Below are 22,048 nucleotides of genomic sequence, written 5' to 3' on the forward strand. Positions count from 1 at the left end.
CAGTGTTTTAGCGTAATAACCGTGATCAGCGAAGAATCCAGTATCGAGTCTACTGCTTTCGATGAAGCGATTGACTCCCTCAAACACGCCCAGATGCGCCGCGAGATTGAAGTGGGGCCAATCCGTCCCCCGCAGCGTCTTGCGCCGCTGAGCTACGCCGTCGGGTTAGAGGTTGCCCATCTGGAGGAATTGATCATTCCTGAACAGAGCGAAGGCGATGCTTACGGCCGATTCATTGTGCTGTGCGATCCCAGCGGACAAGACGCCTGGAACGGAACAATGCGGATCGTCACCTATATCCAAGCAGACATGGATGCGGCGGTCGCTGAAGATCCAATGCTCGCGGAAGTCGCATGGAGCTGGCTCGTCGATGGTCTGCGTGAGCGCGCTGTGAAATTCTCCATGCTCGGCGGTACCGTCACCTCCACACACTCTGTCCGCTACGGTGATATCTCTGGGCCTCCACGCGCTTATCAATTGGAAATGCGCGCCTCGTGGACAGCTGAGAACACCGACATGGCTGCTCACTTAGAAGCGGTCGCAGAGACCCTTGCCTTCGTTGCTGGCCTGCCTCCCGTAGGGGTCACAGACCTTACTGAACGCCGTTAGCGGTATCGTGTCAAAGCATATTCCCACGCCGTCATCGCTGAACATCGAACCAACACCAGCTGTTTCTGTCACCACTCCCCGTGAGGGGCTGCCACCTTTACTCTCCACCCCTGCACAAATTGCCGACGCTGCGGCCACTCTCGCAGCGGGCTCTGGATTCCTCGCCTTGGATACCGAACGAGCAAGCGGATTCACCTACTCTCAGCGAGCGCAGCTCATCCAACTGCGACGGAACGGGGCAGGTAGCTTTCTCATCGACCCAACACGCTGTGCAGATCCAGCAACGGATCTTGCGCCCCTAGCGGCCGTAATCAACCCCCTCCCCTGGCTTCTCCATGCTGCCGATCAGGATCTCCCCTGTCTTCGCCAGTTGGGTCTCACTCCACATCAGCTCGCCGACACTTTAGTAGCAGGGCGTCTTCTGGGATACCAGAAGTGTAATCTGGGGCACTTGACGGAAGAAGTATTGGGGTTACATCTCAACAAGAGCCACGGTGCAGAGAATTGGTCCCGTCGTCCACTGCCGGAATCGTGGCTCAACTATGCAGCTCTTGATGTTGAATATCTCATCGAGCTCTGGGATGCACTCTATGCGGAGGCACTAGACCGAGGTAGAGATGAGTGGATACGCCAAGAGTGCGAATTTGAACGTTGCAAACCTGATCCCGCGCCAAAACAGGATCCGTGGCGCAGCACCTCCCGAATTCACATCTTAAAGAACAGACGCGAAATGGAGATCGTCCGCCGCCTGTGGATATCCCGCGATGAATTAGCCTCTCAGAAAGATATCGCTCCCGGGAGGCTTCTTCCTGACCGCCTCATCATTGCACTTTCGGAACAGAAACCCACGAGCGAAGCGGAATTTAAACGTGTAAAAGGAACCCAACGGACTCGTCACAGGTCTCGCTGGCTGGACGTTATTAATGCTGCGCTAGCTGTTTCCGAGAAGGATCTTCCTGCTTTTCGACCGCATGCTGGCCGCAATATTCCCCACCAGAGCCAGTGGAAGCGTCTTAATCCAGCAGCTGCCAAGAATCTTGCGCAATGCCGTGCTGTCACTGATGAGATTGCCCAGCAGCTCGCCATTGATGCACAGGATCTTGTTGCTGGGGAGGCGTTACGAGCCCTCAGTTGGTCTCTCACTGAGCAAACTTCTCCGCCAAGCGTGACGGAAAGCCTACGTTCCTCACAGGTTCGTCCATGGCAGATAAGCCAGATTGCGGTGCCACTGTCTGATGCGCTGCATCTCCCCTTGTAGTAGCGCTTGCCCACTAGAATTTCTGTGGAGGAGCCATTACACGGAAGAATTCGTGCACTCGCATACTCCCACGCACAGCATCGCTAGCGGGTGAGGTGACGGAACCAGTCCTGCATACGCTCTGCAGCGCTCTCTGCATCAAGTCCGCGTTCTTCAAGCAATGTCTTGCGCGTTCCTACGGGGAGAAACTCTTGTGGAAGGGCAAGCTGACGGAGTGGGACATCGCATTCATTCTTGCGCAGAACGTTACCCAAGACAGATCCAATGCCGCCATTAATGCCATTGTCCTCATACACAACAACCATGCGGTACTGACAGGCATGCGCAAGGATGGAGGGCGGAATGGGGAGAATCCAACGGGGGTCCACAACCGTTGCCTGGATACCTTCTTCCGCTAGCTTGTGGGCAGCTGCCACCGCTCGCCGGGCGAAGGTACCCACTCCCACAATGAGGATGTCATCACCATACTTGCAGAGAATATCGACACCATCATCGGTGCTCTCAAGCGCATTGAGGTCATCAGTGACGATGCCCTTGGGATATCTCACAACGGTCGGTCCGTCTTTAGTCTCAATCGCTTCCGCAATTTCTTCACGAAGGCGTTGTGGGTCACGCGGTGCTGCTACGCGTATCGAGGGAATGATGCTCATCAGCGATAGGTCCCACATTCCATCATGGCTTGCGCCATCAGGTCCTGTTACACCCGAACGGTCAAGCACCACTGTGACAGGCTGTTTAATGAGCGCTACATCCATCAAGAGCTGGTCAAATGCGCGGTTCAGGAAGGTGGAGTACAGGGCCACTACTGGGTGTTTTCCCCCCAGGGCGAGTCCACTTGCGGAGGTAATAGCGTGTTGTTCGGCGATACCGACGTCGAAGAAGCGTTCCGGATACTTTTCGCGGAAGGGAGCTAATCCAACAGGTTCTGCCATTGCGGCGGTAATAGCCACGACCTCGGGATGCTCAGCTCCGATGCGGAGCATTTCACGTGCAAAAACCGCTGTCCACCCGGGCTTGCGGGGAACCAGGCAGACTCCTGTCACAGGATCGATTGCATCCGTGGTGTGCATGTGATCCTGCATATTATGTTCCGCAAACGCGTAACCTTCGCCCTTCCGCGTCACCGCATGGACAATGACCGGGCCGTCAAAATCTCGAGCACGTTCAAGGGCCATTTCCATGGACCGCTGATCGTGACCATCAACAGGGCCGATGTACTTGAGTCCTAAATCGCTATAGAGCGGCTCGGGGACGACAGTGTCTTTGATGCCGGTCTTAAAACCATGTAGCAACGAGTAGATGAACTGCCCCAACTTTCCACGCTTTTGCAGTTCCTTCTTCGTTTGGTCCATGGCCCACTCGTATGCGTTTTCAGTCCGCAGACGAGTGAGGCGCTCGGCAAGGCCACCGATGGTCGGCGCATAGGAGCGACCATTGTCATTAACCACGATGGTGAGTGACGTGTACTTGTGCTCAGCGATATTGTTGAGCGCTTCCCATGTCATACCGCCCGTGAGTGCCCCGTCTCCGACCACCACAACGATATTGCGACGGGTTATGCCGTCTATGGCGAAGGCTTTTGCCAGCCCATCGGCGTACGACAGTGAGGCTGAGGCATGGGACGATTCCACCCAGTCATGTCGGCTCTCAGAGCGGCTCGGGTACCCGGAAAGGCCACCTGCCTGCCGCAATGTATCAAAGTATTCGCGTCGCCCAGTGAGCATCTTGTGAACGTAGCTTTGGTGTCCTGTGTCAAAGATGATGGCATCTTGTGGAGACTTAAAAACGCGGTGGACTGCTAGCGTCAATTCGACCACACCGAGATTAGGGCCCAGGTGACCACCGGTATGCGAAACGTTATTGATGAGGAATTGGCGGATCTCTGCCGCTAATTCCTTCATCTCGAGATAACTTAACTCAGTAAGGTCATCAGGTTCATTGATGTGTTCCAGAATAGACACAGGTGGCACCTCCTTCGGATGAGCTCGCCCGGGTGGGACTCATACAGTCTAGAGTAGACGCCTCAACAGGGCGAAACACTCCATGTGCGGGGTATTCGGGAATCCGTCGAAAATCTGCAGCGCAGCTAAGGTGTAACCGTTGTCTTTCCAGAGTTTGATGTCACGTGCAAAGGCTGCTGCATCGCAGCCAAAATGGAGGACTGTGCGTGGCGCATGCACTGCTATAGCAGAAATGACGTCGCGTCCTGCCCCCGCGCGGGGAGGATCGAGCACCACGGTAGCGGGCGCCTGGTACTGAGGAGCAATGTTCCCCTGCAACCATCGTCCAACAGCGCTCTCTACTATCGAAACATCGGGTCCATCAGAACAGAAAGCAGCTTTCCCCGCTGCCACAGCGGGCCCAGCAACGTCCACCGACACAATCGGACCCGGATAGGGTGTGGCGAGAGATAATGCATGAGCAAATACTCCACATCCACCATAGAGATCCCACGCAACCTCGCCAGTATCAAGGTCCGCACAGTCGCGAACCAGTGTGGCGTACGTCGTGGCAGCATCGTGGTGTGCTTGCCAGAAAGACTCTGCGGGAAGATACCACTCTCTCCCGAGAACGCGTTCACGGGCAATTCCCGATCCTCCCAACACCTGTCGATGGTGTACCTGCTGTATCCGCGCACGTCGAGATGTTACGCGTGCCCGACGAGACGCCCGGTGCCGATCTTCGTTATGCGTTAGAGCAATAATATGTCGCTCTCCATACGAATCTGCGGCCAGCACAAGTTCCGAGTTTGTCCCCGCCAGTGCAGCTACGTCATCCGCAATTCCCCATTGATCGGGAGATCCAAATAAGAGTGGTACCACCTGTGAACAGTGTTGCGGGATGACCTCATGTGAATGCGCTGCGCGTACACCAACGTCTCCGCCGCTGGTAATGCTCAACCGTTGTCGTACTCGCCATTGCGTAGCAGTGAGTGTGTCATTATCCGACAGCGCACTCACTTTTCCCCTCCACGGGATGTCCTGTACCGCACCCAGGCGGTGGAGGAGGTCCTCGACAATTTGTGCTTTCATCTCTCGTTGGAGACTCACCGCTGCAGAATCCCAGCTACAGCAACCTGCACCCGCAGCAGCCGCAGGGCACACATGTTCGCCGCGTTTCGGATGAGCAGCATGGATATCGATGACGTGTCCGCGCGAAAAGGATTTTTTGTTCTCTGTGATCTCAATGGTGACATCTTCACCGGGGAGGGCACCAGAGACAAAAATGACTCGCCCATCATACCGGGCTACCATTTCCCCACCGTGCGCAGGGCCTGCACACGTTACACGGATGCGTGAACCATCCCTAGGCGCAGAGACAACTGAACCGTCTTGCTGTCTAGCGCTCACCTTCATCTCCTTCGGGGGTTTCTGGGGTGACTACAATGACGTCCTCGCTAGCATCGGCAGCGGCGCCTACCTCCTCCATATCGAATTGATTCTCGTCGAGGAGGAACGGCACGACGGTAACAGACACCCCCGGCTCACGCACCAACTTCTTCAACATAAGGTTCGTTACTTCGTTATGGGCAATGGACTCCCACCAGTGTTTCACCACCAACTGTGGAATATAGACGTTCACCACATCGCGAGGGTTGTGTGCCCGGATACGACGAATATAGCGAACTACTGGGCCGAGAATTGTCCGATAAGGGGCCTCTAAAACTTTCAGAGGTATGTCCATTTCGGACTTCGTCCACGCTTCGACGAGCTTTCTGGTCTTGACATCATCGATATTGACGGTGATTGCTTCCACCGCATCTGGCCGGGCCGCACGCGCGTAGGCCAAAGCTCGACGAGTGGGAAGGTGCAGGCCAAAAACGATGACGAGTGCGTGGGTCCGAGACGGCGCCATCCCCTGCCAACGTGCATCAGCGAGACGCTTCTTTACTTTTGCGTAGTGTCGACCGAAAGAGAGGAGGACGAAGGTGATGATGACGACAGTGAGGATCGACGCCCACCCACCACGGGTAAATTTAAAGATCACCGAAAGAAGGAGGACCGTCGCAAGCAGAAGAGCAGTAAAAATTGCGAGTGCCAAACCACTTCGAGCACGCGCAATTTTGAGTGGAGTACGTGCCGCACGCAGGTGACGCATCCAATGTTTCACCATCGCAATCTGGGCGATAAGAAAGGCCCACAGAGACCCCAGTGCGTAGAGCTCAAGCAGGCGTCGCGGTTGCCCATCAGTGAGCACAAGCGCCAACACCACCAGAATAGCGAGAGAGAAAATACCACCATTGTGTGTTAGACGACGGCCTCGTGCGGAAAGGAACTGTGGTAAGAAACCATCCTTTGCGACGTGCATTGTCAGTGAGGGAAAACTGATGAATACCGCAATGGCCGCCACCATGAGAACCAGAGCCGAGGCCACCATAACTACCCATTCCATGAAGGGATAGTCGGGGAACACTGCGGAAGCGAGCTGGACAAGCAGAGGTTGTTGCACGTAACCGGCAGGTGAGCCAGGAAGCTGACGAAGTGGGTCACTGACGAAGGCGACTCGGCTGGCCCATGCAAGCACCACCACTCCCACCATGAGTCCAAAGGTTACTGCAGCAGAGAGAGCCAGAATTCGTGAGGCATTTCGGTTCTGTGGCTTGTTGAGAATCTCCATGCCATTGTTAACGCTTTCAACACCGGAAAGCGCTGTGGCACCAATCGCAATCCCGCCCGCTAACAACATCAGCACCGCTTCGGCAGGTGCGTGAGTAACCCCATCTGCAAAACGTGCCGAGGGGGTCAGACCGTAGGTGGCAGACACCGCCACAATGGAGTTGCCCATGGCTGCTCGGACAGCTCCACCCACCAACAGAACAATGAGTACGAGAATAAAGAAGCCGGTAGGTAGAAGCGTTGCCCAGGCGGAATTGGCATAACCCCGCATGCTGACCCACAGGAGAATAACCAGAATGCCTACCGCAATGAGGGGGGTGTAGCGCATAACATCCGGTGCGATACCGGCAAACATATGCACCATCATGCTCAAACACAACGCCACGGTGAGGGCGTAATCGACTATAAACCCAGCTGCAACGCTAGCAGCGGTGCGGTACCCCAAATTGCGTTTGACGACCTGGTAGTCGCCACCCCCACCTGGGTAGATACGCATAATGGTCTGCTGTGCGCCCACTACGAGGAGCAGGAGGAGCGCCATGGCCAATCCAACACCGAGACCCCACGTAATGGCGGAAGCACCCGCAACTGCCAACACCATGAGAACAAACTGGGGGACGTACGCGACAGAGCTCAGCATGTTGGCAGTAAACAGGGGCGCCGCAAGCTGATTGGGAAGAAGAATCTGGTGAGACTCATCGCTACGGATTCGGGAGCCCAAGAGCAACCCTTTTGCGCGGCGTGACAGATTCATCATGAGTTTCCCGTCAACAGATTTCAGTCCTTAAGCCTATCCAGAGTTCATGTGGCGATCCGCTGGCTAAGCAGTTTCTCTACTTTAGAATATAGGTTAGAAGCTACCAAGCGGGGTGAATCCCCTGCGATCATCCAGAGGAGAGCACTTGTGTTCGTGGTGATTATGGGCTGTGGCCGTGTGGGCCGCTCGCTTGCGACAAGGATAGAAGCTCTCGGCCACAACGTCAGCGTTATCGATGTCAAGAGTGAAGCTCTTGCCAAGCTAGGTAATGATTTCCAGGGTAAACGAGTACTGGGACAAGGATTCGACCGCAATGTTCTCACCGAGGCGGGAATTACTGAAGCTGATGCTTTCGCTGCAGTATCAAGCGGCGATAACACCAACATTATCGCTGCTCGGGTAGCTCGTGAAGAGTTCAACGTGGAACGGGTAATTGCTCGCATTTACGATGGACGTCGAGCCGAAATCTACGAGCGTTTAGGCATTCCTACCATCGCAACGGTACCTTGGGCTGCGGAACGTTTGCTCCACGTGATCACTGGGGAGGGCGTGGGCAGCACGCTGTCCGATCCATCTGGACAGGTTTCTATCGTTGAGCTGATTCTTCACGTAGATTGGGTAGGCCAGTCGCTCAGTGAGTTGGAGAAAGCTACTGAGGGGCGCTGCGCATTTATTGTGAGAGCAGGCCGAGCCGCTATCCCTACATCACGAACACGCATTCAGGCTGAAGACCATGTGTGGCTATCGGTATTGAGCGAGAAAGAACAGCGTGCGGTCGAAATCGGCAGAATTGCTCCACAGGAGGTAGAAGACTAATGCGAGTCGCAATCGCCGGAGCAAGTGGTGTAGGTATCTCTATTGCGCATGAGCTCGTCAAAAGTGGGCATTCAGTGTTTATCCTGGAGCAGAATGAAACCAGATTACGACCTCATCTTATTCCAGACGCCCGTTGGGTCCACATGGACGTTTGTGAGGTTCATGCGCTGGAGGAGCTCCGCTTGGAGAAGTTTGATGTCGTCGTCGCTGCCACCGGAGATGACAAAGCTAACCTGGTTTTGAGTCTGCTAGCGAAAACGGAATTTGGGGTTCCCCGAGTAGTGGCCCGCGTTAATGACGCTCGCAACGAATGGCTGTTTGATGAGTCCTGGGGGGTGGACGAGATGGTGTCCACGCCGCAGCTCCTGGCGTCTGTCGTGGAACAGGTGATTAATGTCGGTGAGCTGGTACGGCTTATGCCGCTACGAAGAGGAGACGTGGACCTCTTAGGAATTCGTCTCCCCAACCGCACACACCTGGCGGGGAAGAAAGTTGGACGGTTCCGTTTCCCCCGTGATGGGGTTTTGGTCGCTATCGTGCGCGACAACAACGTTATTGTGCCGAGGCCGGATGATGCTCTCGAACCCGGTGATGAACTCCTCTTCGTTGCAAATCGTTCAGCACAGGAGGAGCTCACCACACTTGTGTGCCAGGCTAGTCCCACAGTAGTGAATGACACCTATGAGGCAGCCACAAACGCCGGTGCTACTCCGCTAGATCCGAGCGAGTCGAATTTTCTCCACTAGAGACTGTCTCAACCGCTGGAGCCAATTCTGCCACCGTCGCTTTGCGTACCGTCCATACGGTGACCACCACAGCCAGAATTGTGAGCGGCCACCCCATGATGATGCGGGTGACGCCCAGCGCCGTAGCCGCCTCCTCTACATAAAGCCACTGCTGGACAACAAATCGTGCGGCGAACACAAGAACCCATGCAAACGTTGCAAGGTCATACCAGCGGCGGCAGTTCTTGTCCGCATGCCAGTCCTGGCCGAGTCCATTCAATGCGTTCCACACAACACCGACGATGGGCCAGCGGACGATCATTGAAATGATGGAGAGGACAGCATAGGCTGCAGATATCCAGATTCCCCAGACGAAATATCCTTTTGCATTACCCATTCGGTACGCAATGAACGCGCATAGCACAACGGCGAGGAATCCGGATACTGCTGGAGTCAGTTTCTCTTTGCGGATCAGTCTGGCAATAAAAATAACAAGTGCAACGGCAAGTGCTCCCCAGATCGCCGGCTGTAGCCCCTTCCATGCATTGACGGGGACAAAGATAAGGACAGGCAGCGTGGAATAGACCAATCCCTGCCACCCTCCCATGCGTTCGAGCAAGGTTTCTTCGATTTCCGCATGGACGGAGTCCTCGGCGTGAAAGTCGTTCTCTATTTCAGCTGGGGGTAGCGAGGGGCACTCGTCAGTGCGCTGAGGATCAGTAGGATCTGGTGCAGTCATGATAGCAATTCGTAGCGTGGGTTGTAGATAGCCAAATCTCGCCCATGCAGTGCGATGCGTCCTTCAACTTCAATATGCCGTCCGGTATCTATACCCGGCATGGTATGACGACCCATCCAATGAAGCTCAATAACTCCTGAGTCATCATAAAGATGCGCTTCTACGCCAGCAGGTGCGTGAGGGGCGCTGACTGTCACCATGCTAATTGTTCCTGTGACAGTGACTTTGTGACCGAGCCGACATGCCCCAATAGGGGTGATACGGTTATGCAGGACACTCATAACGACGCTCCTCGAAGGCGGAGACTACCTGTATAAGACGTTGCAAGTCTAACGTTCCTGCTGAGAAAAATCTGCATCATTCCACCACTGCCTGGCTTCTGTGAACCTCGATCTCCCGAACAGTACACTGAGCATATGGTCGGGCCCCTCCTCACTCCCCTAGCACTACCCCGCTTACAGCCTCCTCTGTGTGTTATTGCCTTGCCGGGAACAGGGTTTGACGCTCACTTTTCTCAGCTGGCATTTTCCCTGTTAGCTGAAGAGTTGTCTGCCCGGTTGGTGGCCGTCGACCCCCAACCGGGTCACTTGCTCGAAGGTTTTCTTAGTGACGTCAATGATGTTCTCGCGGAAGCCACCCAAGCGGGTGAAAGGGTTATCATCGCCGGGGTGTCTATTGGGGCAATTGCTGCATGCCGCATTGCATTACAGGAATCCCATCGAGAGAATTCACACGCTGTTGTTCCATCGCCACTAGCAGCGGTAGTTGCGCTTATGGCGCCGTGGACAGGAGATGGGTTTCACACCGCACCAGCGGCACTGTCTGCTGGTGCAACGGCGGCTGCGCTTGATGAGCTCGGGATAGCTGAAGTACGAGCAGCAATGGTCGCGTCCTCTCCCCAATGGTTATCTGCTCTCCAGGATCCTTGTTGGGAACGATATGGTGACGAGCTGGCAGCGCTTATGCGGGAGGTGTCCGTTACGCCCTCTTTGACTAGCAAAGAGTTCACACGTATCACGACGCCAGTGGGCGTAGTGTCTGTTGACGACGACCCTCTCCATCCAGCGACCGTGGGACAAGAATGGGCGGCCGCACTGCAGAACAGCGCAACCACCCATTTATGTTTGTCAGATATCGAGAAGGACGTTGCTGTCTTCAGCCGAGCGAGCCTTTCTCTATTATTTGAGCTGTTTTCTTAGGACTCGGGCCCATCGAATTGTTGGAGTGCTTCGCCACGATCTGCCGACATACGCCGACGTGCCTGTTCTGCCGCTACCTTTGCAGCTTCCTGCTGTCGAAGTTGTTCTGCTTGGACCTGCTCGAGAATCTCCGTGGGTAGCACCAATGGAATGGGCGTACGAGCAGGCATTGCGTTCATACCGCGTCGGACCACCGTATGGGCAAACACAGTTCGGGCAATCTCTGCCGATTGTTCAGCATCTGCAGCATTGCTGACGACTACTGTGCGAAGCATCCAGCGTGGTCCATCGGCACCGATGAAACGAATAAGTGAGTCAGGGGCAGTCCCTACCACCTCACGTCCCCAGGGACCGTCTTGGATAGAGACTTTGGCACCTTGTGCACGCAGACCATCTGCTAGCTCGGAAGCAACCATACGCCACTGGCCACCAGACTTCGGTGCTGAGTATGCGTCCATGGTGATATGACCATTGCCCACAAGGATGTGCACAGCAAGATTCCCGTCAGCAGACGTTTCAATCTGCAGCTGTGCGTCCATTGGAGCTACAAAGGCATAAGCGCCGAAGTCTGCGATCCCCAGTCCTTCGTCGTTTGGGTCAAGAAGTTCCGTCAGCCCTCCATCCGACTCATCGAATGGCCCCACCCCGTGGTCTACCCGCGTCTGATGGTGGGCAGAGCGTGGCACACTGCGGGTAGCATCGGTTCCGGCTTCCTCCGCAGACGCTGCTTCTTTTACAGCGCCAGCGTCCCCAGTCTGAGGAGCAGGCTCTGCCGCAGCCTTCTTTTTCTTCTTTCCAATGCCAAACATTCGTTAGCTTTCTTCCAGCGTGGAATGACCGCCGGTAGAACCGTAGCCACCCTCTCCACGCTCGGAATCATCGAGTGAGTCGACTTCGTTAAAAGTAAACATTTCCACGCGCTGGACAAGCATTTGAGCAATACGGTCGCCACGCTTGATGCGAATGGAGTTGTGGGGATCGAGATTAATGAGACAGACCTTGATCTCACCGCGGTAACCGGCGTCGACGGTGCCGGGAGCATTCACGATCGAAAGGCCATTGTGGGCTGCCAGACCGGACCGGGGATTAATGAGACCCACAGTGCCGAAGGGCAGTTCAATCGCGATACCGGTGCGTACCAGTTCGCGCTGACCGGGTTCAAGCACCACGGTTTCGGCGGAGTACAGGTCGACACCAGCGTCGCCGACGTGGGCACGCACAGGAACGGGGAGCTTGGAGTCGAGGCGGACAATGTCAACGATGCAAGAGCCAGATGTGAGTTCGGACATGGTGTCGAGTCTACCGGCGATTGACGCTCGAGCGGGAGAGACCTCTAAGAGTTTCCGTACCACCGGGATAACCTCGCATTTTGGTGGCTATATGACGGAAACTGATGTTCTCCACACGCCGGAGAAATACGACAAAAAGCCGCGTAAAGAACTCTCTACGTGGCTTTTGGTGAGAATGGAGCGATCGAACGAAATGCTAGTCCACTGTGCTAGGAAATGTTTCCCTATCCCGCACAGTCCTGGCACACCATGGTGCCGTCCTCGTCGATATAAGCGAGCCGGCTAATGTGCTGTACGAGGAAGCAAACACCGCAGGTAAATTCATCCTTTTGTTTGGGGACGACTCGTACGGTGAGCTCTTCGTCAGACAGATCAGCACCAGGCAGCTCGTACGACTCAGCAGTATCGACCTCGTCAATCTCCGCGGAGCCAGCTTGGCTTTCTCCGCGTCCTGCCTGAAGTTCTTCCAGAGAACTACTTTCAAGACCGTCGGCATCGTTATTACGCGGTGCGTCGTAGTCAGTCGCCATAATTGCTCAATCCTTAATCGTCACAATGAGAGACGAGACGGTGCCTATGCACACAAATCGCGAGTGCGATTCGACAACGGCATACTACAGAAAGATATCGGCCAACGCTAGCCAACAACGGGATTTCTCGATGTCTTTCTCTTGGAGAGATTCTTACCATTTAGTTCACGCCACTGAACTGCACTTTTCTCCACGGCTGAAATAGTAGGCAGCTCGTACTTCCCAAGAGTCGCCATTCATTGCCGTATCTCATTAAGGTCAGGACCCCTGCGGGTTGCACGCAGACATTATCCCCAACAACGGTGACGAGTACCGACTGTTTTTCTTTCGTAATTCCACTTGATAGCCACAACTTTTTAGGTTATCCTTACCTTTAAATGGCTCAAAAATGGAAATTCTTAAAATAATTTTTCGCATGGAAATATAATTCCATATTACGGAAAGTGCCTGCTAAAAGCCTGTACGGAATCAATCTACCTGCACTTTCTTTCCTCCTAAATCTGAGAGAATTTTTCCATTTTTACAAAATCCTGAAAACTCACGCCAATTAGGCAAAGTAGCCGCGGAAATTCACCGATAGACGCCCTTCCCACGCAGGTCATTTGGGACATTTCGGCCGTATAGTTTTAGTTATGGTCGAGGTACGAATTCATGGACGAGGCGGACAGGGTGTAGTCACTGCATCCGACCTCCTCGCATTTGCTGCATTTGAAGATGGCCACTGCGCACAAGCCTTTCCGAGCTTTGGCTCCGAACGCACTGGCGCCCCAGTGGTGTCATATTGTCGAATCCGTGACACGGAGATCCGCACCCGCGAACCCGTGCTAGAACCGGATTTGATTGTTGTCCAGGACCCTACACTCCTGGCAATCATGGACGTATTTTCAGGTCTCAAGCCTGAAGGATACGCCCTCATCAACTCCACAAAGTCGATTGACGAGCTTGATCTCACTGAACTCGTCGAAAGCCACCTGCCAGGACACATTCGTGTAATTCCGGCTACTGACCTGGCTTTCCAATACGTTGGTCGCAACGTCCCTAACGCTGTCCTACTGGGTGCCGTTACGTCTTTCACCGACATTGTTTCTATGGAAGCGGTCGAGAAAGCCATCCGTTCGAAGTTTCCCACCCCTATTGCTGAAAAGAATATTGCAGCAGCCCAGGCCGCTGCGGAACTTCTCTCTAATGAAGAGGTGAATGCCAGTGCTTAAGCAGATTGAAGGATCTCAGGCGATGGCTCAGGCTGTTGCCGCCTGCAAACCGCAGGTCGTCGCTGCTTACCCCATCAGCCCGCAAACCCACATTGTGGAGGCCCTTTCTAAGCTGGTCAAGGATGGCCACCTTACCGGGTGCGAATACCTTAATGTCGAGTCCGAATACGCTGCTATGTCAGCCTCTATCGGCGCATCGGCAGTGGGCGCCCGTGCCTACACCGCAACGGCATCCCAGGGCCTTCTGTTCATGGTTGAGGCCGTGTACAACGCCTCCGGCCTGGGCCTCCCCATCGTCATGACGGTTGCAAACCGTGCTATTGGCGCTCCGATCAACATCTGGAACGACCACACTGACGCGATGAGCCAGCGCGATTCCGGATGGCTGCAGCTCTACGCGGAGACCAACCAGGAAGCCGCTGACCTCCATGTGCAGGCGTTCCGTATCGCTGAAGAGCTTTCACTGCCAGTGATGGTCTGCATGGACGGCTTCATCCTTACGCACGCCGTCGAGCAGGTTGACGTTCCGGAAGAGGAACAGGTTGCACAGTTCCTGCCCCCATATGAGCCGCGCCAGGTACTCGATCCGGAGAATCCGATGTCCATTGGTGCAATGGTGGGCCCCGAAGCCTTCACTGAGGTTCGTTACCTCGCTCACCACAAGCAGAAGCAAGCTCTCAAGCTTATTCCGCGGGTTCAGAAGGAATTCGAAAAGGTCTTTGGACGCTCTTCGGGCGGACTCGTCCACACCTATCACTGCGAGGACGCCGAGACGATCATCGTCGCACTCGGCTCCATCGTGGGTACGTTGAAGGACGTTGTTGACGAGCGTCGTGAGAAAGGCGAAAAGATTGGTGTTCTGTCGATCTGTTCCTTCCGCCCCTTCCCCTTCGAGACCGTTGGCAACATTCTGAAGAATGCGACGACGATCATCAGCTTTGAGAAGGCCTTCCAGGTCGGTATCGGCGGTATCGTTTCATCCCACATTCTCGACTCTTTGCGTGTCATTGACCCAGATCTGCAGCCCAAGCTTTACGAAGTCATTGCCGGTTTGGGTGGTCGTAACATCACCAAGCATTCCATCCATGAAATGCTTGCTTCTGCCAATGCCAATACGCTTGAACCTCTCACCTTCCTCGATCTCGACCGCACTCTTGTGGAGGCCGAGCTCGAGCGTGAGGAAGCTGTCCGACGCTCTGGCCCCATGGCTGAAAACATGCTGCGCGACGTAAACACCCGTGCCAACCAAGCGGCTGACGCCCGCAACAACTAGGAGGTAATGCAATGAGTGAAGTAAGCCTTCCCCTCCCCGGTATGCCGTCTACTCGTGAGACCTCCATTCCTGCTCGCGAGAAGGTTAAGTTCTACCAGGTAGGTTCTTACGCCGTAGGTAACCGTCTGGCAGAAGAACAGCTGCGCTCCGTCCAGTCCGACCCCGATCGCTACAACTCGTTGACCTCCGGGCACCGTGCCTGCCAGGGCTGCGGTGAGGCCCTTGGCGCTCGCTATGCCCTTGACACCGCAATGGCGGTCACCGACGGCCAGCTCATTGCGGTCAACGCCACGGGTTGCCTGGAAGTGTTCTCGACTCCCTACCCGGAGACGTCCTGGACTCTCCCCTGGCTGCACTCGCTGTTTGGCAACGCTCCCGCTGTTGCAGCTGGCGCTGCTGCCGGCCTCCGTGCCCAGAACAAGCAGGGTACTCGTGTTATCGCCCAAGGCGGTGACGGCGGTACCGTCGACATCGGTATGGGCTGCCTGTCCGGTATGTTCGAGCGTAACGACGACGTCCTCTATCTGTGCTACGACAACGAGGCCTACATGAATACCGGCGTGCAGCGTTCTGGCTCCACCCCGGCTACCGCCCGGACTGCCACCACTCAGCCAGTTGGTGAGCATCCTGGTAACGAGTTCGGCCAAGGCAAAGACATGGCTCGTATCGCCATGGCTCACGAGATTCCTTACGTTGCTACCGCTACCGTCGCAGACCTGCGTGACCTCGAATACAAGGTCAAGAAGGCTATGCAGTACCACGGTGCGCGCTACATCCACATCCTAGTGCCTTGCCCGCTGGGCTGGGGATCGGCATCTCGTGACACCGTTAAGCTGGCTCGCCTTGCTACTCAGACCGGTTTATTCCCGGTCTATGAAGCAGAAGCAGGCGAAATCACGTCTGTTATGAAGATTCGCCGCCCGGTGCCGGTGGAGGAATACCTCCGCCCGCAGCGTCGCTTCGCACATATCTTTAAGAACAAGGACATGGAAACCCTGGCCCGCCTGCAGGCCATCGCTGACCGCAACATCCGCCGTTATGGACTCATCGACGCAGAGGGCCTTGATGATGACGTGCTCGAGCGCGTGATGTCGGTTGGAGATGATCCCGAGGGTCGTTTTGCTCGCACCGTTCGAGATGCTGCCGAAACCACCCAGGCTAACAAAGAGGCCCAGGAGCACAAGCAGCACATTCTCGAATCCAAGAGCGGACATAAGGAGAAGTAGGACATGACTGCCCCTGAATCTAAAGGTACTGCCCCCACCTCTGAACCATTTGCTATCACGCTGGAGGTCGGTTCCTCCCTAGCAAACGAAACGGGCTCCTGGCGTACTGAACGTCCCGTCTACGTTCACAACCTGCCTCCGTGCAACAAGGCCTGCCCTGCCGGGGAAAACGTGCAGGAATGGCTGTACCACGCAGAAGAAGGCGACTACGAGTCCGCTTGGCGCGAGATTATGGTGAACAACCCGCTGCCCGCCACTATGGGTCGGGTGTGCTACCATCCCTGTGAAACAGCATGTAACCGCGCTCAGGTCGATGAAGCTGTCGGCATTAACGCTATTGAACGTTTCCTTGGGGACAAGGCGATCTCTGAAGGTTGGACCGTCCCCCTGCTCCAAGAGGAAACAGGCAAGAAGGTCCTGGTCGTTGGTGCTGGTCCTTCCGGCCTCTCCGCCGCTTACCACCTGCGTCGTGCGGGCCACACTGTCACCATTCGTGACGCCGGTCCCGAAGCTGGCGGCATGATGCGTTTCGGCATCCCCTCCTACCGCCTACCGCGCGGCATCCTACGTGCTGAAATCAAGCGCATTCAGGACATGGGTGTGACGATCGAGCTCAACTCTAAGGTGGAGAATGTGGCGGAAGAGATCGAACATTTCGACGCCATCTTCCTCGCAGTGGGTGCGCAGATTGGCAAGAACGTCAACATTCCTGCTGGTTCTGCTGCCACTATGGTCGACGCGGTGTCGGTGCTTCGTGATGTGACCGACGCTGATGCCGAGGAGAAGCCACTACTGGGACGTCGCGTGTATGTCTATGGTGGCGGCAATACCGCTGTTGACGTCGCGCGTACTGCCCGCCGCCTGGGAGCTTCGGAATCCGTCATTCTCTACCGCCGTACTCGTGATCAGATGCCCGCCCACGACTCTGAGGTTAAAGAAGCCGAGGAAGAGGGCGTGCTCATGCGGTGGCTGTCGACGGTGAAGCACGTCGATCAGGGCGAGATCAAGATCGAAAAGATGGAACTCGACGAGAACGGATTCCCCCAGCCGACTGGTGAATACGAAACGCTGCAGGGCGACTCTCTCATCATGGCGCTGGGCCAGGATGCGGACCTCTCCCTCATCGAAAACGATGACCAGATCGAGATCAGCCATGGCGTGGTGCAGGTAAGCGACCAGATGATGACTGGCCACCGCGGTATCTTCGCTGGTGGCGACATGGTTCCGTCGGAGCGCACAGTTACTGTCGCTATCGGCCACGGAAAGAAGGCAGCGCGCTACATTGACGCCTTCCTCCGCGATACTGAGTATCATCCGGCCCCTAAGCATGCTGATGCGTCCTTCGACCGGCTGTCCACCTGGTACTACGCTGATGCTCCTGTACAGGTTCGCGAGAAGTTGGAAGGCGCTCGCCGTGCCTCCACCTTCGACGAAGTTGTACTGGGCTTGGACGAAAGCTCTGCGTTGTTCGAAGCCCGTCGCTGTATGTCATGTGGTAACTGCTTCGGTTGCGACAACTGCTTCGGGGTCTGCCCCGATAACGCCATCACCAAGATCAAGCCTGGTGAGTACGAGTTTAAGTATGACTACTGTAAGGGCTGCGGTATCTGCGTCGAAGAGTGCCCCTGTGGCGCTATCGACTTTGTCCCTGAGCAAGCCTAATGTTGTCTTAGCTCACGTGGCTTAGAAGAGGGGTGGTTCTCTCCGTACGGAGGACCACCCCTCTTCCTATACGATTTTGTGTCGATAACGGCTGGTCTAGTTCAGTACCCGTGGTGTTACACCGAGTCGCTACTATTTTTTGAGCAAAGGCATCGGCTGCAGACCACCCGCTGCCTCCATCATGTTCACAAATTCCTGCGCAACAGAAGGAGCCACTGCGTAGTTCAATGTTCCCATATGACCGATTTCTGCGGGGTCGGGAATAACCGTCACGGCTCCAGCTTCCTGCGCAATAATGCCACCGGCGGCTCGATCCCACGGGTGCAATCCGTGCTCGTAGTATGCGTCAAGACGGCCTGCCGCGACGAAGCACAGATCGAGGGCCGCCGATCCCAGCCTCCGAATATCACGAACATGCGAAATGACCTGTGAGAACAGGGCGCCTTGCAAGGCTCGTTTTGAGGACGTGTAGGAAAAGCCCGTGCCCAAAAGAGTAACCCCTAAGCTCTCTGGATCATTGCAGTGAAGGCGCGGAGCTGTACGGGCACTGGACGGATCGGCCTGCGCCTGTTCTACGCTGATAACGCTTGCTCCCCCACCACGATGGGCAGAGAAAATTTCGCTAGCAACAATATTCGCGACTGCGCCGGCAACAACTTTGCCATTTATCGCGGCAGCAATGGATACCGAATACGCAGGAATCCCGTACAGGAAGTTAACAGTGCCATCGATGGGGTCAAGGACCCAGGTGACGGCGTTCTCGTCGCCAGTGAGGACTTCTCCCCCACCTTCTTCACCCAAGATAGAGTCATACGGACGCACCCGGGTGAGGAACTCACGAAGCACTTTTTCATTTTCTTGATCAACGATGGTGACGGGATCGCACTCTGTGGTTTTGAGCTGTTGTCCCAGGGCAGCAGCATTATCGGTGGTATCCTCAGCGAGCAATTCGGCACGGCGTTGCGCGACGAGCTGCGCAGCATTAACTGCCATCGTTACAGCCAGATCACGAAGTTCGGCAGGAGTAATGGGTTCAAACGTGGTGACGGCAGAATCAGCCATGGCACACATCTTTCTAACACGTTGTCTGTGCGGGAGGTGGTAGACGAGCAAAGAAAAGGTCGCTTTCTTCGAGAAGAAGGACAAGAATCCTCTTTCCTCTCGTCATTTCTATGCTACGTCTGGCAACAAAGCTGGCAGAACGGGGTTTGCATTTCGTAATCTTATCTGGAGCGATTCAGTAACGTCTAGCGCATTCACCGATCATCATGAGACGCTTAAGATACTGATAAAGCACCACACCTCACAGGCTTCTCCATTTCAAAGGAACACCATGGCGGAAAACGGTCTCCAGTCACAACTGCGCGGCTTCGGTGTCGACGTCGGCGGTAGTGGCATCAAGGGCGCACTCGTTGATCTCAATACCGGCCAACTCATCGGCGAACGTATTCGTATCGCTACCCCCCAACCGGCCACCCCTGATGCGGTTGCAGACGTCGTCGCTGAGATTACCCACCGCTTCGGCTGGGAAGGCCCCGTCGGAGTGACCCTCCCCTCCGTCATCCAGCAACAGACTGCACAAACAGCCGCGAACATCGATAAATCGTGGATCGGCACTGATGTCAAGGACCTATTCACTCGCCATCTGCCCGGGCAAGCGGTGACTGTCATCAATGACGCTGACGCTGCCGGCATTGCCGAGCTCTACTATGGTGCGGCCAAAGGCGCACAGGGTTTGGTTGTTCTCTTGACCTTCGGCACAGGCATCGGATCGGCTGTTCTGTACAACGGCATCCTTGTCCCCAACACTGAGTTTGGACACTTCGAATTGGGCGACGTGGACTCGGAAGTGCATGCTTCTGCCGCTGTGCGTGAGCGTGAAGACCTCACCTGGCCGGAATGGACGGCACGCGTCAATGACATGATCTGCGGTATGGAAAAATTCTTCTGGCCTGACCTTATTATCGCAGGTGGCGGTATTTCGCGTAAGCACGCTAAGTGGATGCCCAACCTCGATATTCGTACTCCAATTGTGCCCGCAGCACTGCGCAACCATGCCGGTATCGTCGGTGCCGCCTATGCTGCTGCTAACGGTATCTGCCCATAACCACATCAGTTCAGGAAGGAAAAAGACCAGCGTCAAGGCGCTGGTCTTTTTATTGAGTCCTGTGCAGTGTACGACACCCGCAGGCTGAGGGTTCGGCAATATTGTCAGCTAGTCGGTACAATGACAAGGCATGTTCTCCTCGTTTACTCGCGTACCCTAGGTACTTCTGGTAACGCGATGGAATCACTAACTGACTTTATGCTCGCATAGTCTCGAAAGGTTTTTTGTGGCAGCCTCTAAGAGCGCATCTACGTCCGCCTCCACTACTCCGGAGAAAAAGACGGCGACCCGTACCTCCAGTACACGCCGCCGCTCGTCGTCCTCTGCGGCATCCGCGAATACGGATGCCGCAACAGTAGATAACGCTGCAGAAAGCACATCTCCTGCAAAGAAATCGACAACTCGGCGAACCACTAAAGCTGCTGCTGCCAAGAGCGATACCGCCGCGAAAAAAAAGACCACACGACGCACAACGGCTGCCGCTGCGAAAGCTGCTGACGGTGACACTGCGACAGCAAAGAAGAGGGCTACCCCACGACGTCGTTCCTCTACCTCTGCCACGGAGACCTCAGCTACAAGCGAGGATACGACCGTAGCAAAGAAGACCACGCGAAAGCGCGCGAGTACTAAGACCGTATCGACTCGTAGCGCCAAGAAGACCACGCCCCGACGGGCCAAAAATGCTGCCGAAGAGGAGCTCAAGGCCGAGGACGCGCTACAGAACGATGAGGATAACTTCGATAACGACGAGCTAGATCTCGATGCAGATCTAGACGAGAACCACGATGATGATGATCTCGATGACGACGATCTGACCGATGACGATCTGAATCTGGATGATGATCTCGATCCCATCGATGACGACGTTGACGACGACGATGATGACGACGATGTTAACGATGTGGTCATCGAAGGCGAAGAGGATGACGAGGACGAAGAAGAGGCACCTGCCGTCGATAATTCGCCTGCCTCTCGAGTACTGTCCAAGACCTCGACCGGGCGTGCTGCAGCGAAGAAAAAGAAGCCTACATCGAAAGACTTTGTCTGGGATGAGGACGAGTCTGCAGCTCTTAAACAGGCGCGTAAAGATGCTGAACTGACAGCTTCTGCGGACTCGGTCCGGGCATATCTCAAGCAAATCGGCAAGGTCGCTCTGCTCAATGCGGAAGAAGAGGTTGACCTTGCTAAACGTATTGAGGCCGGTTTGTACGCGGACTGGTATCTCAAGCAACTGGAAGCGCAGGGAGAAAAGGTTCTTCCGTCACAACGGCGAGATCTGAAGCTTGTTATCCGGGATGGTAACAAAGCCAAGAACCATCTTCTCGAGGCTAACCTCCGCTTGGTGGTCTCACTAGCGAAACGTTATACCGGCCGCGGTATGGCCTTCCTCGACCTCATTCAGGAAGGAAATCTTGGCCTTATCCGTGCCGTCGAGAAATTCGACTATGCCAAGGGCTATAAGTTTTCCACATACGCTACCTGGTGGATTCGTCAGGCCATTACCCGCGCCATGGCAGACCAGGCTCGCACCATTCGTATCCCGGTCCATATGGTGGAGGTCATCAACAAACTTGGTCGTATCCAACGCGAGCTGCTGCAGGATCTGGGCCGTGAGCCCACTCCTGAAGAGCTTGCAAAGGAAATGGATATCACCCCTGAAAAGGTGTTGGAGATTCAGCAGTACGCTCGTGAGCCTATTTCTCTAGACCAGACTATTGGTGACGAAGGCGACTCACAGCTGGGTGACTTCATTGAGGACTCTGAGGCTGTTGTCGCCGTTGACGCGGTGTCCTTCACCCTTCTCCAAGACCAGCTGCAGGACGTCCTGGATACCCTTTCTGAGCGTGAAGCCGGGGTGGTTCGTCTTCGCTTCGGTCTCACCGATGGGCAGCCCCGCACGCTTGACGAGATTGGCCAGGTCTACGGTGTCACTCGGGAACGTATCCGCCAGATCGAGTCGAAGACAATGTCAAAACTGCGCCATCCTTCACGGTCGCAGGTCCTGCGAGATTATCTCGACTAGACCGTTCG

20 protein-coding genes are annotated in these 22,048 nt (G+C 55.3%); 11 read left to right on the forward strand and 9 right to left on the reverse strand.

From position 1 onward, the window contains the following. Positions 1–42 precede the first annotated feature (42 nt). Together IY73_RS00650 and IY73_RS00655 are read left to right on the forward strand one after the other, a co-directional pair. On the forward strand, positions 43–609 hold the full coding sequence (locus tag IY73_RS00650) for a DUF3000 domain-containing protein (RefSeq protein ID WP_390175774.1): 567 nt from the start codon (positions 43–45) through the stop codon (positions 607–609). 7 nt (positions 610–616) lie between these two features. Further along, positions 617–1,867 carry an HRDC domain-containing protein gene (locus tag IY73_RS00655; protein WP_053961364.1) on the forward strand — a complete coding sequence of 417 codons (1,251 nt, stop codon included), beginning with the start codon at positions 617–619 and terminating at the stop codon, positions 1,865–1,867. An 83-nt stretch (positions 1,868–1,950) separates the two neighbouring features. Here the strand turns inward: IY73_RS00655 and dxs are convergent, their stop codons facing one another. From dxs to IY73_RS00670, 3 genes are read right to left on the reverse strand one after another with little or no spacing between them, the layout of a single operon-like run. Beyond that, positions 1,951–3,828 carry a 1-deoxy-D-xylulose-5-phosphate synthase gene (gene dxs, locus IY73_RS00660; protein ID WP_053978660.1) on the reverse strand — a complete coding sequence of 626 codons (1,878 nt, stop codon included), beginning with the start codon at positions 3,826–3,828 and terminating at the stop codon, positions 1,951–1,953. A gap of 48 nt (positions 3,829–3,876) precedes the next feature. After that, positions 3,877–5,223: a class I SAM-dependent RNA methyltransferase gene (locus IY73_RS00665; RefSeq protein WP_063665714.1), complete on the reverse strand. Its 1,347-nt coding sequence runs from the start codon at positions 5,221–5,223 to the stop codon at positions 3,877–3,879. Next, the gene (locus IY73_RS00670) at positions 5,207–7,240 is read right to left on the reverse strand and encodes an APC family permease (RefSeq protein WP_053978662.1); all 2,034 of its coding nucleotides are present in this window, start codon (positions 7,238–7,240) and stop codon (positions 5,207–5,209) included. Before IY73_RS00670 ends, IY73_RS00665 begins: the two co-directional genes overlap by 17 nt. A 147-nt stretch (positions 7,241–7,387) precedes the next feature. Here IY73_RS00670 and IY73_RS00675 point away from each other — a divergent pair, with 147 nt between their 5' ends. Together IY73_RS00675 and IY73_RS00680 are read left to right on the forward strand one after the other, a co-directional pair. Then, positions 7,388–8,056: a potassium channel family protein gene (locus IY73_RS00675; protein WP_053978663.1), complete on the forward strand. Its 669-nt coding sequence runs from the start codon at positions 7,388–7,390 to the stop codon at positions 8,054–8,056. Continuing rightward, a complete protein-coding gene (locus IY73_RS00680; RefSeq protein ID WP_063665715.1) occupies positions 8,056–8,802 on the forward strand; it encodes a potassium channel family protein in 747 nt (248 codons plus the stop codon). Before IY73_RS00675 ends, IY73_RS00680 begins: the two co-directional genes overlap by 1 nt. Here IY73_RS00680 and IY73_RS00685 read toward each other — a convergent pair. Together IY73_RS00685 and IY73_RS08280 are read right to left on the reverse strand one after the other, a co-directional pair. Continuing rightward, positions 8,762–9,520 carry a DUF3159 domain-containing protein gene (locus IY73_RS00685; RefSeq protein WP_063665716.1) on the reverse strand — a complete coding sequence of 253 codons (759 nt, stop codon included), beginning with the start codon at positions 9,518–9,520 and terminating at the stop codon, positions 8,762–8,764. The two genes, IY73_RS00680 and IY73_RS00685, sit on opposite strands and share 41 nt — an antisense overlap. Continuing rightward, on the reverse strand, positions 9,517–9,801 hold the full coding sequence (locus IY73_RS08280) for an OB-fold nucleic acid binding domain-containing protein (protein ID WP_148565036.1): 285 nt from the start codon (positions 9,799–9,801) through the stop codon (positions 9,517–9,519). Before IY73_RS08280 ends, IY73_RS00685 begins: the two co-directional genes overlap by 4 nt. Positions 9,802–9,936: 135 nt before the next feature. Between IY73_RS08280 and IY73_RS00690 the strand changes: the two genes are divergently transcribed. After that, on the forward strand, positions 9,937–10,719 hold the full coding sequence (locus tag IY73_RS00690) for an alpha/beta fold hydrolase (protein WP_053961371.1): 783 nt from the start codon (positions 9,937–9,939) through the stop codon (positions 10,717–10,719). Here IY73_RS00690 and IY73_RS00695 read toward each other — a convergent pair. The 3 genes from IY73_RS00695 to IY73_RS00705 all read right to left on the reverse strand — a co-directional run bounded on the left by IY73_RS00695 (position 10,716) and on the right by IY73_RS00705 (position 12,538). Beyond that, complete coding sequence (locus IY73_RS00695; RefSeq protein ID WP_053961372.1) at positions 10,716–11,528, reverse strand: DUF3710 domain-containing protein; 813 nt, start codon at positions 11,526–11,528, stop codon at positions 10,716–10,718. The genes IY73_RS00690 and IY73_RS00695 overlap by 4 nt on opposite strands. A 3-nt stretch (positions 11,529–11,531) precedes the next feature. Beyond that, positions 11,532–12,008 (reverse strand): dUTP diphosphatase, encoded by a 477-nt coding sequence (dut, locus tag IY73_RS00700; protein ID WP_053961373.1) that lies wholly within the window; start codon positions 12,006–12,008, stop codon positions 11,532–11,534. Between the two features lie 224 nt (positions 12,009–12,232). Continuing rightward, a complete protein-coding gene (locus IY73_RS00705; RefSeq protein WP_053961374.1) occupies positions 12,233–12,538 on the reverse strand; it encodes a DUF4193 domain-containing protein in 306 nt (101 codons plus the stop codon). Positions 12,539–13,170: 632 nt separating this feature from the next. Here IY73_RS00705 and IY73_RS00710 point away from each other — a divergent pair. Genes IY73_RS00710 through IY73_RS00725 form a run of 4 tightly spaced genes read left to right on the forward strand, consistent with a single transcriptional unit; the run spans position 13,171 to position 17,910 of the window. Further along, positions 13,171–13,749, forward strand: a complete 579-nt coding sequence (locus IY73_RS00710; RefSeq protein WP_053961375.1) for a 2-oxoacid:acceptor oxidoreductase family protein — start codon at positions 13,171–13,173, stop codon at positions 13,747–13,749. Then, positions 13,736–15,022 carry a transketolase C-terminal domain-containing protein gene (locus IY73_RS00715; protein WP_199397488.1) on the forward strand — a complete coding sequence of 429 codons (1,287 nt, stop codon included), beginning with the start codon at positions 13,736–13,738 and terminating at the stop codon, positions 15,020–15,022. The genes IY73_RS00710 and IY73_RS00715 overlap by 14 nt, the downstream gene beginning before the upstream one ends. 11 nt (positions 15,023–15,033) lie before the next feature. After that, complete coding sequence (locus IY73_RS00720) at positions 15,034–16,248, forward strand: thiamine pyrophosphate-dependent enzyme (RefSeq protein ID WP_053978664.1); 1,215 nt, start codon at positions 15,034–15,036, stop codon at positions 16,246–16,248. 3 nt (positions 16,249–16,251) lie between these two features. Continuing rightward, positions 16,252–17,910: an NAD(P)-binding protein gene (locus IY73_RS00725; RefSeq protein WP_053961377.1), complete on the forward strand. Its 1,659-nt coding sequence runs from the start codon at positions 16,252–16,254 to the stop codon at positions 17,908–17,910. Between the two features lie 132 nt (positions 17,911–18,042). Here IY73_RS00725 and IY73_RS00730 read toward each other — a convergent pair whose 3' ends face one another. Beyond that, the gene (locus IY73_RS00730; protein WP_063665717.1) at positions 18,043–18,972 is read right to left on the reverse strand and encodes an inositol monophosphatase family protein; all 930 of its coding nucleotides are present in this window, start codon (positions 18,970–18,972) and stop codon (positions 18,043–18,045) included. A 271-nt stretch (positions 18,973–19,243) separates the two neighbouring features. Between IY73_RS00730 and ppgK the strand changes: the two genes are divergently transcribed. Both ppgK and IY73_RS00740 read left to right on the forward strand, forming a co-directional pair. Then, positions 19,244–20,017: a polyphosphate--glucose phosphotransferase gene (ppgK, locus tag IY73_RS00735; protein WP_053961378.1), complete on the forward strand. Its 774-nt coding sequence runs from the start codon at positions 19,244–19,246 to the stop codon at positions 20,015–20,017. A gap of 226 nt (positions 20,018–20,243) precedes the next feature. After that, positions 20,244–22,040 (forward strand): RNA polymerase sigma factor, encoded by a 1,797-nt coding sequence (locus IY73_RS00740; protein ID WP_053978665.1) that lies wholly within the window; start codon positions 20,244–20,246, stop codon positions 22,038–22,040. Positions 22,041–22,048: the final 8 nt, after the last annotated feature.

The organism is Lawsonella clevelandensis, from assembly GCF_001293125.1.
GTDB lineage: Bacteria > Actinomycetota > Actinomycetes > Mycobacteriales > Mycobacteriaceae > Lawsonella > Lawsonella clevelandensis.